14 protein-coding genes are annotated in these 17,281 nt (G+C 41.6%); 2 read left to right on the top strand and 12 right to left on the bottom strand.

Annotation, left to right across the window (positions count from 1 at the left end):
• Nucleotides 1-49: 49 nt before the first annotated feature.
• Both B2727_RS10100 and B2727_RS10095 read left to right on the top strand, forming a co-directional pair.
• A complete protein-coding gene (locus tag B2727_RS10100; protein WP_033133095.1) occupies nt 50-2,161 on the top strand; it encodes a TonB-dependent receptor in 2,112 nt (703 codons plus the stop codon).
• Nucleotides 2,162-2,164: 3 nt separating this feature from the next.
• Nucleotides 2,165-3,628 carry a PepSY domain-containing protein gene (locus B2727_RS10095; RefSeq protein ID WP_033133094.1) on the top strand — a complete coding sequence of 488 codons (1,464 nt, stop codon included), beginning with the start codon at nt 2,165-2,167 and terminating at the stop codon, nt 3,626-3,628.
• Between the two features lie 62 nt (nt 3,629-3,690).
• Here B2727_RS10095 and B2727_RS10090 read toward each other — a convergent pair whose 3' ends face one another.
• The 12 genes from B2727_RS10090 to acbD all read right to left on the bottom strand — a co-directional run bounded on the left by B2727_RS10090 (nt 3,691) and on the right by acbD (nt 17,262).
• On the bottom strand, nt 3,691-4,434 hold the full coding sequence (locus B2727_RS10090; RefSeq protein WP_033133093.1) for an adenosylcobinamide-GDP ribazoletransferase: 744 nt from the start codon (nt 4,432-4,434) through the stop codon (nt 3,691-3,693).
• Between the two features lie 100 nt (nt 4,435-4,534).
• A complete protein-coding gene (locus B2727_RS10085; protein ID WP_033133092.1) occupies nt 4,535-6,118 on the bottom strand; it encodes a histidine-type phosphatase in 1,584 nt (527 codons plus the stop codon).
• Between the two features lie 110 nt (nt 6,119-6,228).
• Complete coding sequence (locus B2727_RS10080) at nt 6,229-6,834, bottom strand: histidine phosphatase family protein (RefSeq protein ID WP_033133091.1); 606 nt, start codon at nt 6,832-6,834, stop codon at nt 6,229-6,231.
• Nucleotides 6,824-7,894, bottom strand: a complete 1,071-nt coding sequence (gene cobT / locus B2727_RS10075; RefSeq protein ID WP_033133090.1) for a nicotinate-nucleotide--dimethylbenzimidazole phosphoribosyltransferase — start codon at nt 7,892-7,894, stop codon at nt 6,824-6,826. The genes B2727_RS10080 and cobT overlap by 11 nt, the downstream gene beginning before the upstream one ends.
• 1 nt (nt 7,895) lies before the next feature.
• Nucleotides 7,896-8,414 (bottom strand): bifunctional adenosylcobinamide kinase/adenosylcobinamide-phosphate guanylyltransferase, encoded by a 519-nt coding sequence (gene cobU, locus B2727_RS10070; RefSeq protein ID WP_033133089.1) that lies wholly within the window; start codon nt 8,412-8,414, stop codon nt 7,896-7,898.
• A gap of 2 nt (nt 8,415-8,416) precedes the next feature.
• On the bottom strand, nt 8,417-9,040 hold the full coding sequence (locus B2727_RS10065; protein WP_033133088.1) for a 2'-5' RNA ligase family protein: 624 nt from the start codon (nt 9,038-9,040) through the stop codon (nt 8,417-8,419).
• Nucleotides 9,041-9,124: 84 nt separating this feature from the next.
• Complete coding sequence (mtlD, locus tag B2727_RS10060; protein ID WP_033133087.1) at nt 9,125-11,248, bottom strand: bifunctional mannitol-1-phosphate dehydrogenase/phosphatase; 2,124 nt, start codon at nt 11,246-11,248, stop codon at nt 9,125-9,127.
• A 200-nt stretch (nt 11,249-11,448) separates the two neighbouring features.
• The gene (locus B2727_RS10055; protein WP_033133086.1) at nt 11,449-12,705 is read right to left on the bottom strand and encodes an MFS transporter; all 1,257 of its coding nucleotides are present in this window, start codon (nt 12,703-12,705) and stop codon (nt 11,449-11,451) included.
• A 26-nt stretch (nt 12,706-12,731) separates the two neighbouring features.
• On the bottom strand, nt 12,732-14,999 hold the full coding sequence (locus B2727_RS10050; protein ID WP_004807313.1) for a TonB-dependent receptor: 2,268 nt from the start codon (nt 14,997-14,999) through the stop codon (nt 12,732-12,734).
• Between the two features lie 9 nt (nt 15,000-15,008).
• Complete coding sequence (locus tag B2727_RS10045; protein ID WP_033133085.1) at nt 15,009-16,259, bottom strand: MFS transporter; 1,251 nt, start codon at nt 16,257-16,259, stop codon at nt 15,009-15,011.
• The gene (locus B2727_RS10040) at nt 16,256-16,627 is read right to left on the bottom strand and encodes a hypothetical protein (RefSeq protein WP_033133084.1); all 372 of its coding nucleotides are present in this window, start codon (nt 16,625-16,627) and stop codon (nt 16,256-16,258) included. Before B2727_RS10040 ends, B2727_RS10045 begins: the two co-directional genes overlap by 4 nt.
• The gene (gene acbD, locus B2727_RS10035) at nt 16,624-17,262 is read right to left on the bottom strand and encodes an acinetoferrin biosynthesis acetyltransferase AcbD (protein ID WP_004807319.1); all 639 of its coding nucleotides are present in this window, start codon (nt 17,260-17,262) and stop codon (nt 16,624-16,626) included. Before acbD ends, B2727_RS10040 begins: the two co-directional genes overlap by 4 nt.
• Nucleotides 17,263-17,281: the final 19 nt, after the last annotated feature.

Here is a 17,281-nt window from a genome sequence, read left to right as displayed (position 1 = left end):
GTTAATAACGTTGGTGCGCCCTTAGTTATTGCTTTTTATAGAGTTCATAATGAATACTCAATTCCGTTTGTCTGTATTAGCGGCTGCGTGCCTGTCTGTTGGCTATAGTTCTGCTACTTTTGCTGAAACTGTGCCATCTGATACCACCAAAACCTTAGCCACCATTGTTGTCACCGCAAGTCGTGAAGGTGAATCGATTAATAATACCCCTGCTGCGATCAGTAAAATGAATAGCAAGGAGATTGAAGATAAACATGCAACCTTTATTGGACAAGTGCTGAATCAAACCCCAGGCGTGTTAATGAATGACTTGGGCAATGAACAGCATATGATGTCCATTCGCCAACCGATTACCACAGCAGCCGTTTATCAATATTTAGAAGATGGTATTTCGATTCGTCCTGTGGGTGTGTTTAACCACAATGCCTTATATGAGGTGAATTTGGCGGGCATTGATAGTATCGAAATTTTACGTGGCCCTGCTAGCAGCTTATATGGCAGCAATGCGATTGGTGGAACCATTAATTTCCTCACCAAAGCACCGAGTACTACACCCACAGCCAATCTGGGCATCAGTGCCAGTTCTAAAGGGTATCGCCGTGTCGATGTCGGTGCATCGAATAGCTTTGATAGCGAATGGGGTGAGCATGGGTTAAGACTTTCTGCCTATGCCAGTGATCGTGGTGATAGCTGGCAAGACCATGCTGAAAGCAATAAACAGAGTGTGACACTCAGACACGACTGGCATATCTCTGATGCCACCCAAATCAAAAATATCCTCAGCTATAACCATTTAAAAGCGGATATGACCGGTAGCTTAAATCCGGATGATTATCGCAAACGTCCTGGATACAGCTACCAAACATTCACCTATCGTGAAGTCGATGCCACACGGCTTTCTTCTCAAATTAGCCATCAATGGAATGATCAGCAACAGAGTCAAGTTACCTTATATTATCGTGACAATACTACCGAACAAAATCCAAGTTATAACATCCGTACCGATGTTAAAAATGGCACACCGACGGGTACTTATAGCGGTCAAACTACCTATAACGCCTTTCAGTCCTATGGCTTAAATGCGCAGCATTCAGCGACATTTGATCAGGTCAAACTGATTGTTGGGGCGATGGCTGACCATTCTCCTAACCAAGCCAGAACCAATGATATTCAGGTATTCCGTGACCCGAATACCTTGGTATATACCGGTTATCAACAACGCCAGCGCTTACGCGACTTTAATGTAGACGTCAATAACCAAGCCCTCTATGCACAAGCCAATTGGCAAGTGTTACCGACTTTAAATTTAGTTGGTGGTGCACGCTATGACTGGATTAGTTATGACTATGAAAATAAATTAATTCCATCAAAAACCACAGGCGCACCGAATGAGAAACGTGATTTTCAGAAAGCTAGCCCGCAAGTCGGTTTTGTCTGGAACATCACCCCAGCGCTTGATCTTTATAGTAATTGGTCGCAAGGTTTTGTACCGCCAGAGGTGAGCAGTTTATACGGGGCGAATCTGGTGACACCTGACTTGAAAGAAGCCACATTTAATAATATTGATGCAGGTCTGCGCTTTAAATTATTCGATGATCGCTTAGATGGTGAAATCACCCTATATCGCTTAGAAGGCGAAGATGAAGTGATGAGCTATACCAAGCCAGATAACACACGCGAGCCACGCAATGCAGGCAAAACCTTACATCAGGGAATTGAAATTGGGGGAACATGGAAACTCAGTGATTTATATAATCAGCGCTTAAAACTCTCAGGTAGTGTGGCCAAACATGAATATCAGCAATTTCAACCGTCGAGTGTTTTAGATTATAGCGGCAACACCATGCCAAGTGCGCCTAAAACATTTGGTACGCTTGAATACCAGATCAAACCAATACCTGAGCTATTACTCTCTGCAGAAGCGGTTTATGTCGGTTCTTACTGGATTAATGATGCCAATACGGAAAAGTATGATGGCCATACTTTGCTGAATCTGCGCGCCAATTACCGTAAAAATGCTTATGAAATCTACGGGCAAATCCTGAATGCCACAGATCAGCATTATGCGGAAAGTACCTCATTTAGTAATAACCAAGTCAGTTATACCCCCGCTGCACCACGTACCTATTTATTAGGTTTACGTTATCATTTTGGGAAATAAGCAATGAATGCCAAACAACTGAAAAAACTACTGGCATTGCACCGTAGTTTTGGGATGGTGTTGGGCGTTCTCGTTTTACTTTGGTCTTTAACAGGTGTGTTGCATCCGATGATGAGTGCAACACAACCTCAGCCTGTAAAACGAATGCCTCCATCTCAACAATTGGATTTAACACATGCCTTAGCGGCAACAGATGTTCTCAAGCAACATAAAATCGTGCAATTTTCAGCCTTGCAGGTAATTGAATTAGAAAATCAGCAGATTGCCTATCGCATATTACAGCCTAATCAAAAGATTGCTGAATACTATGATAGTCAGACCAGTCAATTGCTGGTTAATGCAGAACAACAAGATGCCGAACGTTTAGCGCGCTGGTACACGGGTCTCTCTCAACAAGAAATTGTATCCAGTCAAATCATCACCGAATTCAGCGATGATTATCCGAGTGTCAATCGTTTACTGCCAGTTTGGCGTGTTGATTTTCAAAATGGTTTACGTGCCTATGTGGATCCTTCACAAGCACGACTGGCCACGCTGTCTAATGATCAAATGATGTGGATGGCAAAAATATTCCGCTTAGGTCATACCTGGACGTGGGGTGATCAAACTTGGACAGGTCAAACTATTCTCATGCAAATCGCTTTGATTGGCATATTGTGCATGCTTTTTATGGGGATTGGCTTATTCTTTAAGATTCATAATCGGCGCAATCACCGTCTAGGGCAAAAACCGATCCAATTTCTACATCGCTATTTAGGTATCAGTTTAAGTGTCTTTATTCTGCTCTGGGTGTTCAGTGGTTTCTATCATATCTGGCAAAAAAAGCCCGATATAAAAAATATTCAACCTGTGTTCCATACGGCTGATCTAAGTACCAAAGTATGGCAGCAGGTTACTCAGCAGCCCATTCAGCGTCTGGATCTTGTGCCCACCACCTTTAGCCAGACACATACTCGTGCTGCATGGATGATTCAAGCTATCGGACAAGCTCCTTTACAAGGCAGCATGACGGCGGCAAACAAAGCGCATGATCATCACGTGACCAAAACAGCAGCTCCCGCGATTCAGTTTATAGATGCGGGTAATGGTAAAGCGCTTGATATTCTCGAACAAAGCAAACAATTAGCTGCTAGCTACTTAGATTTAAAGCCAGAGCAGATTAAACAATCCTCATGGGTGACAAGTTTTGGAGGAGAATATGGATTTATCAACAAACGCTTACCTGTGATCAAGGTTGAGACCCAGTTAGAGAATCAACTCAGACTGTATATAGAACCGAGCAGCGGTGTGATTGCAGCTCAGGTCACACAACAAGATGCCTTAGAAGGATTTAGTTTTGCTTATTTACACAAATGGACATGGTTGCCGATAGATAAAACGCTTCGAGATATCATTCTAGCTACGATTGCAGCACTGGTTGCCTTACTCGCTGTGTTGGGTTTCTGGGTTCAACTGCATAAACGCTAACATCACTCAAAGTGATTCTTCTGTTTACAGGAGGATCACGCCAATCCAAGTGATCAATTTTTTTAAATGATATAGAACGAAGCAATCACAGCACTGAGAAGCACGCCAGTTTCAGCCAGCTCAATTGCAGCACCTATAGTATCCCCAGTAATCCCGCCAATTCTTTTAATAAATAATGATCGCATATAAAAAAGCAGCACTAAAAAAACCAGTAAGGCAATTAATCCAAGCCATTTAAACATACAAAGCAATGCTATTGTAATGACAAAAACCATCCAAAGTTGTTTTTTAGGCATAAAATCTGTCATAGAACGGCCTAAGCCTTGAGCACGTACATAAGGCGTAGTAAGGAATAAAAACAGTGGCACACTGCGCCCAAGCATAGGCAAGACGATTAAAAAAACAGCCATTTGTTGTTCAAGCAAAACGTATAAGGCCACAAATTTCAGCAAGCAGACGACAACTAAACTCAGCACCCCGATTGGACCACATGCAGGGTCCTTCATGATTTTCAAGGTTCGTTCAGGATCACCAAATCCACCGACCCATGCGTCGGCTGTATCCGCTAAACCATCCAGATGTAATCCACCTGTCAGCCAAATCCAGAGTACGAGAATCACTGCCGCACTCAAGATGATCGGAAGCTTTGCCAATAACATGGCAGATGCAAACAAAATCAACCCAAGCAATAAACCCACCAAAGGATAAAACAGCATGGCCTGACCATTCTGTTTTGCGCTTGGCATCGTTTTGAGTTCAATTGGTAAAACAGTCAAAAACTGCAAGGCAATCCAAAAAGGTGTCATGCAACCTCTCAATGACAACGGGTTTATCATGCATGGATTATGAAGAAATAAAATTGGGAATAGCAAGCTATTCCCAAATGAAAAGACTGAATATCTTAGTTTATTGAATTTGATAACATTGTTTAAGCTTCAAATAATCATAATAAAAACTGTTCGTACTATAACGTGCGTAGTTACAACTCGACTTAAACAACGTTTCTTTCTCGTTATAGAACATTTTTACCAAGGTTGTGCCTTGCTTGTCTTGATAGATATCCCACTGTAGATTCGCTGCCATGGGTGACACCACCTCACCTCGCCAAGTGCTGCTGTTGTAGCTATAGGTTTGACGTAAAGGCAAAGGTTGCATCATATTGTGCAACTCTAAACTGGTCGCCAATGGAATGATAATTTCGGCATGGGCAAAACGTAATACCGCACGATGTGCTTGCTGCTGATCTACAATCGCATCGACTTGTTTAAATAAGTCCTGCTTTAGGCCTTGAGCAATTGCACTGGTGACGTTCTTCGATTCGGTAAAACTTGGCCCTTTGCTATAAAAATCATTGGCATCGTTAAATTCAGCATAAAATTTTGCAGCATCTACAGGCATATACTGATCAAAATTCACACCCTTCAATTCAGTTTTCATACCGCCTGATATTGAATATAACTCATAGACATAGGCCGCAGCATCCACAGCACTGGCAATACTGTTTTTACCCTTACCTTTTTCAGTGATGGTTTCACCTTTAGGCGAAGTGACGCTATATGAACCAGTATTGCTAAATACATAGCCCGTGGTTCCCAACTTTTGAATAAATTCTGTTTTGAACAGTGGATTCAATACGCTCTTTGCCACTTGTTCAGCACGACTATTTTTCGCAAGTTCATTTAACTTATTGACCAGACCTGCATCCTCTTCTTCAAAATGCTGATAGGCTTGGCTGGCATCGTAAATTGCCTGTTGTTGTCCTGATAAAGGCTGTGCTAAATCTTGATCTTTATTCAAACTATGAAAATAAAGCTTAAAACGATCCACCCCACCATCTTCAATCGTTGGCACACTACTACTAGCTAAACTGGTGTATGAAATTGGGGTGATGTGTGCCTTTAATTGCGGTTGCTGTTGAATCAATTCAGCAGTAAAAAACTTGGCGCTATCTACCGCACGGTCTACACCCGAACTTTGCACTAAAATTGATGTCGGTTGTTGTGCTGCGGTTTTAAACAGATTTGGTAAGCGTTGTAATAAGCGATCAGCAATACCACGATGCTCCTGAATACCTTGCATCGTTTCATTGCCATAGCCAAACTGACGAATGCCATCCACACCATAACCCAAAAGAATATTGGCTTTCATCATGCTTTCTAAATCTGCTCCCAGCTTTTCGCCTAAAGGTGTGAGTGCATGTTCAGCTTTGGCTTGTTTCCAAAGGTTATACAGCGCTAAATCATATTTAATACTGGATAAACCGCGTGAGCCATGACGTGCAACCAGTTCTGTAAATACAGGCTGAAAGCCTTGCGGAATGGCTTCATATTTTTTGAAATCTTGTTGTGGTTGGTATGGAGTTTTAGTCTGATAATATTTTGATTCAGCGTTATTTTCAGGGGTTGTTTGCGATTCTGAGTGATCGTCGTTATTACATGCCGCTAATACAATGCTCGCGCATAACACACTGCTTTTCAATAATATATTCATGAATGATTTGCTTATAGGTCAAGAAATGCCATGTATCATAGGCAGTCGCAATGACAATTCGATTACATGACCCAAGCAAATACTGGAAACAGAATAAGATTTTATGACTACTAAGTTGCTGTCATTTCAGAAAAGTGAATTTGATTGTCAACTTGAGTTAGCTTTAAAGCATATAACGTTCCTAACTCTGCGGGCATGGTTAATAGTTCATCTAGTTTGTGCTGACGTGCCAAACAGGTCAGCAACTTAATCACCCCACCATGCGTCACAATCAATGCTCTATTCCAGTTATGTTGCTGCATTTGAACATAAATTTCAGTAAAACCGTGCATGACACGCTGTTGAAATTGATTCAACGACTCTCCATTCGGCGCATGATATCGAGTTGGGAATTGCCAGAAATTTGCCAATAATTCAGGTGCTGTTTCATAAATAGTTTGAGTCGCAACACCTTCCCAATCACCAAAATACATTTCCTTGATTTCAACATTGAGTAGTAAGGGCAATTCGAGTTGTTTGGCTAATGCGGCCGCAAAGTTTTGGCAGCGTTGCAAGGGCGAGCTGATGATCACATCCCAGTGTACCTGAGCATCAAGCTGCTGTTGAACGGTGGATTGCATTTGCAACCAACCGTGTTCAGTCAAGGCATCATCGAGATGCCCACGCAAAGTATGGCTCAGTGTGGTTTCACCGTGCCGCAGCAAATCAAGGTGCAACTTTATCACCTGTCACAGCAGCTTCAGCAAAGGTGGCCATTTGGTTATGCAACACACAAGCCAGTTGCAGCATCGACAATGCAGCTCCTGCACCACTACCTTCACCAAGACGCAAATTCATATTTAAAATAGGCTGAGCCTCTAGGGCTTTTAGCACACGATGATGGCCATATTCAGCCGATTGATGCCCAAACAGCATCCATGCACGACTGTGGGGCTGAATGCGTACCGCACATAAAGCGGCAACCGAGCTAATAAAACCATCCACCACGATTGGCAAACCAAGTTGTGCACAGCGAATATAGGCACCCGTCATTGCAGCAATTTCCAAACCACCAACAGCAGCCAAGATTTTTAAAGCATCGTCAGCAACAGCTGCTTGATGTTGTTTCACTGCCTGATCAATGACAGAGATTTTATGTTGCAGCTGTTGATTATTAATCCCTGTTCCCACACCGGTCAGTTGTGCGGCATCTTCATTCAACAATAAACACGCCAGTGCTGAAGCTGAACAGGTATTACCAATCCCCATTTCACCTGCAATAAAAATATCAGCAGCTTGTGCTTTGGCGCGATCAACGCTGTCTTTACCCAATTGCAAAGCTGCTAAGCATTCTTGCTCCGTCATTGCAGCTTGTTGAGCGAAATTGGCTGTACCTGCACGAATGCAATGGCGCTCAACCCCTACATAATCATAGGCCTCACCTACAGTTCCACAATCCACAACCTGTAAATGTGCATGATGATGTTTGGCAATCACACTAATAGCTGCACCACCTGAGGCAAAATTTTGCAGCATTTGACGGGTCACGGCTTGCGGATAAGCCGAAATATTTTCTGCAACCACCCCATGATCGCCTGCAAAAATCGTAATCCAAGGTTGTTGAATTTGAGGATGTACTGTGCCCTGTAAGCTCGCCAATTGAATGGCTAGCTGCTCAAGTTGCCCTAAAGCCCCTGTAGGTTTGGTCAATTGCAGTTGACGTTGTTCAGCTTGTTGTTTGGCATCTAAATCTGGTTGTTGTACTGCAGCTAAAAACCATTGTGCTTGTTCAGTCATGTTATTTCTCATCTTTTAAAATCATTGGAAAGCCTGCGACACAAAACATGACTTTATTGGCAAGTTGCCCCAAGGTCTGATGCAAACGCCCTGCTTCATCGACAAAACAACGGCTGATTTCTCCCATCGGTACCACTCCAAGTCCAGTTTCATTACTGACCAAAATAATTTGAGAGTGTAGTTGCGGTAAGACTTCAAATAGTTTTTGCATCTGTTGTTGTTGCAAGGCTGGGTCTTCAGCCAATAAAAGATTACTCAGCCACAAGGTTAAGCAATCGACCAAAATCAGCTGATCAGGCTGATCCAATTGTAAAAGCCGGTCGGCAAGATAAATCGGTTCTTCAAACACTTGCCAATGGGCTGGACGTTGCTGTTGATGATGCGTAATACGCTGCTGCATTTCTGCATCTAAGGCCTGCGCCGTTGCAATATAAATGACCGATAAACCTGTCTCTTTGGCGGTTTGTTCTGCCAAACGACTTTTACCTGAGCGGGCCCCACCTAAAATTAGTTGCAACATATCTAACCTAGTTCAATTTGCTGATAAGGATACAGTAATCCTTGTAAAATCTGTGCCTTATAATAGCCGAAAGTCAGTTTTTTGACCTGAATCTTCATGGTTTTTAACGGAAGCTGTTGTATCCGCTGCAATACCCTATCACTCGGCCAAGCTTCATCATACAAACCTAAAGTAATATGCGGACAATATTCAAGTGCTGCGATCTCTTCAGATACATGGGCAAATTGCTGCCGAATTTGGGTTAGTACACCCTGCTGATCTTTAATCTGTAGGAACAAAGCACTACTAAAGCTATCGATCTGTGTGATTTCCAGCTCAAAAGCTGTGAGCTGTAATGCTTCAATCTGCTTAATCTGCTGCTGTAATTGTTGAATCTGAAAATCATCGTCGTATTGCTTGACAGCAGGCTGCAAGAAACCACACACAAATAAAGTAATGTGATATTGGCGTTGCTGTGCAGGAAGTAATAGATCTGAAAATTGTGCCTGGATTTCATCTAAATATTGAATCAATTCAGGTTGATCAATCTCTATATACCAAAGCCCATAATCTGAGCGACCCTTGTGCCATTCAGGATAATCGCGTATTGCGGTCGCAATCAACTGGGTGTCTGCTTGTAATAACACAACTTCAGCATCATAGATAAAGTTGTGTTATTCAAACATAAACCCAGATAGAAGTTAAGGTACTTTCACCGTGATCATTGCCGCTTATACAGTTAGAGGTTTCAATTCCTCCAACTGTGACATGAATGCATTATCATTGAGTTGCGCCTGAATTCCGTGATAGAGCTGGTTTAATAAGGCTTTCTTCTGATTTTCAGTAATGTCCATATGCTCAATATTGGTCTGGACATGTTTTACAATCTTAATCTCGTCCAGCTCAAGCATTTTCAGCGCATAAGCATAGCCATAAATTGCACCTTGCATTAACTTCTGGTAAGGAAGTTGTTGCTGCACATGAGATTCTAAACTGCCTAAAACACGCTCATTCAGATTGAGTTTTCTAAGCGGATCACGAGCTACACGCTCACATGGATCTTTATAGGCGGCTCGGCAAGAATGCAGAAAACTTTCCGCCATCCGATCCAGTTCTTTGGCTTGGTTGGGAATCATATTAGCCAAACCCAATTTAACTTCGTTGACCACCTGCTCTACATATTTCATGATTTTGGAATCGGCCATGGCGATACCAATGGTTTCATGTCCAAGTGCACTGGCATACCACGCTAACATGGCATGACATCCATTCCATAGTCGATTTTTAATGATTTGAATCTCAGAAATCTGATCCACCAAAATCATTTGGCGCATTTTGCTCAACAATGGACTGCGATTTTCCACGTAAATCGGCATATCCATTTCACTATGGAATAGGATCAAGTCCATATTTTGTAAGAATTGCCCTGTTTGAAACTGCCCACGCATGTCTTCTAAACAATGAGTAATCTGCTGTTCTTGCTTTTCAGTGAGGGCGGTTTCCTCTGTAAGTTCAATCGTTTCTGGATTGAGATCATTTTGATATTGTTTAAATAAATTGTGCTTGATATTGAGCTGACGATATAAGGCTTGATCCGTCAGTTTTGACACCATTCGATTGACCACGGTATCGCAAAAATAATGTTCACTTAAAATATGTTCTGCAATATCTTCATCCGTCATAGAAAGTAAGGCTTCACGGATATGTTTTAAGACCAAATACTTTGCGCACACTTTATTCAGAATAATCAAAAAGGTAATCGGCTCATTGTTGTCTGCATCAGCTGACATAAAACGGGCCAATAGTCCCTTCGCAATCGTTTTCGCCTCGGACTCAATTGCCTGTTCTGGCAAACACAGTGCGATCAGGCTAGATTGCATATACATCTCTAACATCTGCTGTTCATTGTCAGCATCAATCACAGTGAGATTATCAATACGCTCATCATAGGAAGACTGACCATATCGAATACTATAGCTGCCAAAACTGTTCACGGATTCCAAATAAAGACGATTTCGGGTTGATGCCAGAATCCGTTTTGGGCGTGTGTAACCATCCCAATAGGACAAGATCTGTGCTACATATCCCCCACCAATGGCACCAAAGCCATGAATCCCAACAGTCAATTGATTGACACTTTGCGGAAATAATTCTTGTAATTGTGGCATACCCATTTCAGGGACATATTGATCCAAAGCATTCAGGCACTCATACATGTCCTGATAGTAAAAATTTGCTTTAGAGAGCATATGATCATTGGGTTCTTTAATATCTTTGAATAAAATCGTGATACCGCCAGCATCATAGGCTGAACAAATCCCGTTTTCCGAATCTTCAAACATTAAACATTGTTGCGGTTGTAAATTTAGCTTCTGCGCCGCTTTTAAAAAGATTTCTGGATGTGGTTTTCCTTTTTCAACTTCATCCCCACAGACCAACAAATCAAAAAATTTATAAACATTGGCATTAATTAGATATTCTTCTGCAATTGCTCGACGACTTGAGGTCGCAACTGCCATTTTTAGACCAGACTTTCTTAAACGTTCTAAAACTTGAACCAAACCTTTTTTAATCGGCACACCATTTTTACGTACAGACTCCAATTCCACCTCATCTGCACGTTTGCGAATGGCAGTATAAGGAACATCTGTACCATAAAACTTTTGTGCCAGTTGCTCCGATGCTTTGGCACTTAAGCCGAGACACTGCATCAAATATTCATCAGAAAATTCCTGTCCAATCAGCTCTTTTGATGCCTGTTTCAATGTCTGAAAGCGTAAGCGCTCGGTATCAAACATTGTTCCATCCATGTCAAAAAGTGCTCCTTGAACAGGATAATCATGAAAAATAAGCATCTTTACTCCTTTATCTATCTTGTTATGACGTTTTATAGGGTACATAAAAAATCCCGTTAAAATCCAAAACGTCAATAAATGAAATAAATTTGATCAAAAAATAAACACAAAGGCGACTCATCATAGCAATATATGACTGAAACAGTCGGAATACTTGCATTATGAGGAAAAAGATGAGTCATTTTTAGCCAAAATCCCTTTTATTCATCAAATAGCAATGCGGTTTCATCCTCTTTTCGAATCAACATCCAACTAAAATAAAGGCCAATCGACATGGTTAAAAACAGTAATAGATAGAATGGGAAATGGGTATTAAAGCGGTACAGGAATGTACTGAGTAAGGGGCCAACAATTAAACCCAATGCCTGTGTTGCCGTACAAAAACTTGCCATCTTAACCTGTGATTGCTGGGATACGGCTTGAGCAGCACCTGTGGTAAATGCAGGTAATAAACACGCCACAGAAATACCATAAAAAATATAACTTGCCTGAAATACAAAAATTGTAGGTGCGTAGAGTGAAAGTAATAGACCAAAACACATTGTGACTAAACCAATAATCACCAAACTATTTAATTTGAGTTTAAACACTTTCACGATTAAAAGTTGGGTCAGTACTAGACAAATGCCAACGACCAACATGCATTGAGAAAAATAAACTGCACTCTGTTGGCTACTGAGATAAAACTTATCCTGAATATAAAAACCTGCCGTCATATTTAAAGTCACAATTGCAACATAAGTGACAAAACCTAGAGTTAACCAGATCAGACTTTGCTTCAGAATTGGCTCATTCGCTCGTGCATTATCTTTATCTTGTTGCGGATTGAATGACTCAGCCTGAACTTGCGGACTTTTACTAAACAGGATGCCGAGTGCAATACTGACTAAGCCAAGTAAAGCCACAGCAATCCACATTGGGAAAAGTAAACCACCAAACAATAAAACTGAGGTTGCAAACGGGCCGATAATCATCCCAAAACTATTCATCGCACCAAACATCGCCATTTGCTTGCTACGTTCAGCGGCTTCACTCGCATGTGTCATTACATAGCTTTGCAGACCAATTTGTGGCAAAGCCATAAAAATACCTGTAGAAGCACGACTCAATACCAGTAAGATAAAAATCAATAACGTGGGTAAAATCGCTTGTGATCCAAAATACAGAATCAAGGTGAAAATAGCCCAAGTAAAGGTCATTCCCCAAAAGCCATAATTGACGAGTTGGTTGGGAGATAGCTGATTTTTCTTTTTCGCAATCCAGATCGAGGCAATTGCCATACAGATTGCCCCTGCTGAAACAATCACACCACCTTGGAATTCAGATAAATGTAATTGTCGTGTCAATGGGGCAAGTAAAGGGAGAATCATGGAAAAACAAGTTCCATTGATCAAAGCAGCTAGCGCTAAAAACTTTAAATTATTGTTCATCATGAAAATCATCAAAAGAAAAGGCATCTAAAACAGATGCCTTTTTGATTAGATTAGTATTTGAGGGTATAACTCAAACCATAAGTACGACCTTGTGCAGCTAGACTAGAAATATCGCCATACACTGTCGAAACTGCTTGGCTATATACAGACTTATAATCAGTATTCCAAACGTTATAAACACCAAATCCTAAAGTACCCGGACCGGCTTTCGCATTGGCAATCACATCCATAACTGCAAAACCTTTAATTTCAGCAGGTGGGCGACTACCATTTTCAATGGCTTCTTTACGCGCTTTGTCTGTACCGCCAATTGCCAAGGTTTGAACACGCAAACCTAGACCATCGTTAAATTGCCAATCTGAATAGACAGTTCCTTTTAAGGGTGCAACACGGATGGCATCTAACTCTTGCCATTTGCCACTGGTATTTTTAAATTGACCACGTGTATAAGCCAAAGTACCACCGACATTCCATGCATCAGTCACCGCATACTTCACATTACCTTCTAGCCCATAAACACGCTCATCGGTATCAATCACTTCGATTGCAAAGTTTGGTGGACCAAATTTCAAAGATTTATCCGACTTGTTATAGAACGCAGTAAGCCCTGTGGTTAGAGCATTGTCTTGTAGACGCCAACCTAGCTCAAAACTATTCACTTTAATTGGATCAATGGTTTGATTGCTTACGACAAAGTTTGCTGGAACGTCTCTGAGCATACGTTGTACATCTGGCAAGTTTGCACCTTGAGAGAAATTGGCAAAGACTTGTTGAGCATCTGTTAAATGATAAACAGCCCCTAAGTTAAATAAAGTCGCATCATGCTTGACCGACCCACCTTTTAAAGTTACTGGATTATATGTTGGAATAAAATCTGCAATCATCGCTTCAGAATAAGGAACAGAATCCTGCACTTGGCTATCAATTCGCTCATGGCGCACGCCTGCCTGTAAATTTAAGCGATCAGTGACTTCAAATTGACTCTGTAAAAAGAAACCTAACTTCTCAGTATCTACATCTGGACCAAAACCATAATTATTTAATGGTTTGAACTTCAGACCATTACTACTCATAAAAGTATTTAGATCATAAAGCTGTGCGGTTTGCTTGCCTTTTTCTTTGTCATAATCGACACCATAAGTGAGATGTAAAGCGCGTTCCGCAAGGTTTAATTTGCTTTGTAAAGCTAAACGCGCACCAAATACATCAATATCAGTTTCCGATTGAGTAACAATATACATCCCTTTTTGAGGATGGGCTGCATGTGCTAAATAGTTTGCACTTGGATAAAACCGACCTTTTTCAGTACGATAGTAAGCTTCTGCATTTAAAGTCTGACCAAAGAAATCTTGGTTTTCATATTGCGCATTTACAGCTGCACGTTTTGTTCTTGGCTGACTGTCTAGTTCCAAACCTTTCACTGCTTTCTGGCTTGGTTTTGCACCTCTAAGTAAAACAGCTAAGCCTGGTCCATAGTCTGCACCATAGTCACTGTCTTGTTCATCATTATAATATTGTGCACCAATACTAATACTTTGCTTATCAGCAAACTGCCATCCCAAGCGACCATTGACATCGATGGTTTCCGTATCTTGACGGTCAGTCTGAGCAACTTCAGGTCCAATTCGATCGCCATGACTGTCTTGAATCTCACCGCGCTTGGTATAGCTTGCCCCTAAGAAACCATTCCAGTCCCCTTGTTTAAATGCAGCAGATTGATATGCTTCATAAGCCAAGGCATCATTTTTAAAGTTATCGCCTGAAGTTACACCGAGTTTTGATTCAAAATGAACACCCTCGGTCGACCCTTTTTTAGTAATGATATTGATGATCCCGCCTGTTGCACCAGAGCCATAAATGCTACTTGCACCAGAGACCACTTCAACACGCTCAATCATATCAGGGCTAATACTATTTAATTGACGTGAACTATCACGCGAACCCGTTTGTGGTACACCATCAATCATATACTGGACTGTACGACCACGCATGGTCATTCCATAGTTACTGGTTGTACCAGAGCTTGGTGTAAGCGATGGAACTAATAAGCCTAAAATATCTGCTGTGCTTTTACCCGCAGCGGCTTGTTTTGCAATATCTTCTTGTTCAATGCGGTACACCGTACCTGCAATTTCAGCAATACTTTGTGCTGAACGCGAGGCTGTCACCACAATAGGTGCAAGTTGTGTTGGTTTCTGACTTGTAACAGCAGCAGTCGTTTGAACAGATGCATCTGTTTCAACTGTTTGAGCATATAGCTGAGTACTGATTGCTAAGCTTAACAGCGTTAATGATGTCGAAAGTGAACGTACTTTCATAAATTACCCCTAGGTGAGTTGTTTCGTTTGTTTTGCTTTGTGGATTAACACTTGGCTGAGCAAGACGCTCAACACAGATGCTGCTGCGAGAATGAGATAGAAATTTCCATAACCAAATGCTTTGGCCAAGAAACCAGACATTGCACCGCCAATGAAATAAACCAGGAGTTCAAAACAGACCAAAATGGTGAAGTCTGTTCCAGCTTGTTCCTTAGAGCTGGTATGCATGAAGTGCGCATATAAAGCAGTCATCGCGATATAACGAATCGCCAAAATAACTACAACAAATAGCCCCAATAACATTTGCCACTGATTAAACCAGCTGAGTAAGACCGCGATGCCCAGTAAGGCATAGACCAAACTGCGTGCCCAACCAGCCCAAATCAGTAATTGTGTTGCTGCAATTTTTTTTAACAGGAATGCGGCTGTCACTGCTGCCAATAACCCAATGCCCGCGCCAATCACAGACATCAGTACGCCAATCTCTGCCAATGACCATTTTTGATCAATCAACATCGGATTGAGCATGGCCATTGCTGGCGCTTCGACTACGCGATAACAGACAATCAAAGCCAAGGCCCAAAGCATCTCAGGGCGCTTAAAGGCTCGAATCAGACTCGGCGCTTGTTTGGCAATTTTTTCAGTATTGGTTTTTTCTTTAATTTGAAACACTGCAAGCATGGTGAATGCTGTCATTGCAGCTAAACAAATCAGCGCTGTTTGCCAACCATACAATTGATAAAGCCACAAAGTTGCAGCACCACCAATCATACTGCCCAGCGCCACGCCAATACTTTGTGCCATACTGCCTAATCGGTATTCGGATTCAGAAAAGGTTTCGACGGTATAACCATCAATCGCAATATCTTGGGTTGCGGCAAAGGTTGAAATCCATAAACCGACAATAACAAATACACTTAGACCATAATCGAATTGTGTCAAAGCCAAGGCAACGACACCTAATACCAAGGCTATTTGGGTGAATAAAAGCCAAGTTTTGCGTTTTCCAAGTGCCTTAAAATAGAAACGATCAATTAAGGGTGCCCAAAAAAACTTAAATGCCCATGGGATATATAGCAGCGACAACATGCCAATCCAGCGTAGATCGACCCCTTGATGACGTAGAATTGCAGGTAAGGCAACATTGTAAAAGTACAGCGGCAATGCATGTGCAAGGTACAACACCACCACCACAGATAAGCTCAGTGCAGAGACTGTTTTGATTGGAAAATCTTGGTCAGGTTTTATTTGTTGATTCATAAGTACCTCTGCATCGCCCATTGCACGGCAGCGGTCTTTTCTAAACTGACAAAATAAGGAACATGCCAAGCTTTTTGCAAAGCTGGCGTGTCTAATCGAATACGATCTGCCTCATCTTGGGCAATTCGGGCAAGGCCTAAACAATACTGGTAAAAATCTTGTTTATATTGTTTGTACCATTTCCCCTGAATCACCCGATATTCTTCTGGAAATTCAGTGTTTGGCTCGGTTTGCATAATCAGCACAAAACTTCTTTTTTGTTCGAAATATTGTTGAATATGCATTAACCATTGCTCAAATTCTGCCACTGAGACATGCTCGGCAAAGCGCATGTCCAAGATGTGCATCTCATTGATAGATAGGCTCATGTAACACTCAGGATTTTGGCTGGCTGATTGGCTAGCTGTTGTTGTGACGTTTGGTAATATTCACCAAACTTGTTATAAAAAGTTTCTCTAAAGCAGTAATACAACATTGCCGTTTTTTCTGGCATAGGAATTAAACGTTGAGTTTCGTAGCAGAGTTCTGCAACCACAGCGGCATAAGGTTTAACCGTATGATCAGGCTCACCCACAATTTTCTTGGCTTGTGAATGTTCAAAAATATAGAAGCTGAGCAAACGAATGGTTGGACGTAAAAAGCCCTTACCAAACACAGATTTATCACCAAATAGCAAATGCCAACCGAGATCATTGTCATCACCTTCGTAATAACGACCTAAACGATCACGCTTACCTTCATAGATCTCGGTATAGCCCACATCTTTGCCATCCACACCCACAATCAATAAACGTTGATGGTCATCCGCCAGCATCTTGTCGAAGTAAACCTGTAAATCCAGTTCTGACTTATTCAATTGCCACTGTGGAATGACATGTGGCTCATGCATCCATTGATGTAGCAAAGGAATATCTTGTGGGTATTGCACTTGGCGTAAGTAGTATTGTGTGCCATCTTCGTGGTATTCAAAATAATCTGGTAATTGCTGAGAAATAGTTTTCATATCGAACCTTTATAAATTT

Source organism: Acinetobacter sp. UBA991 (assembly GCF_002292065.1).
Lineage (GTDB): Bacteria > Pseudomonadota > Gammaproteobacteria > Pseudomonadales > Moraxellaceae > Acinetobacter > Acinetobacter higginsii.
This window is presented reverse-complemented; position numbering and strand designations above follow the sequence as displayed.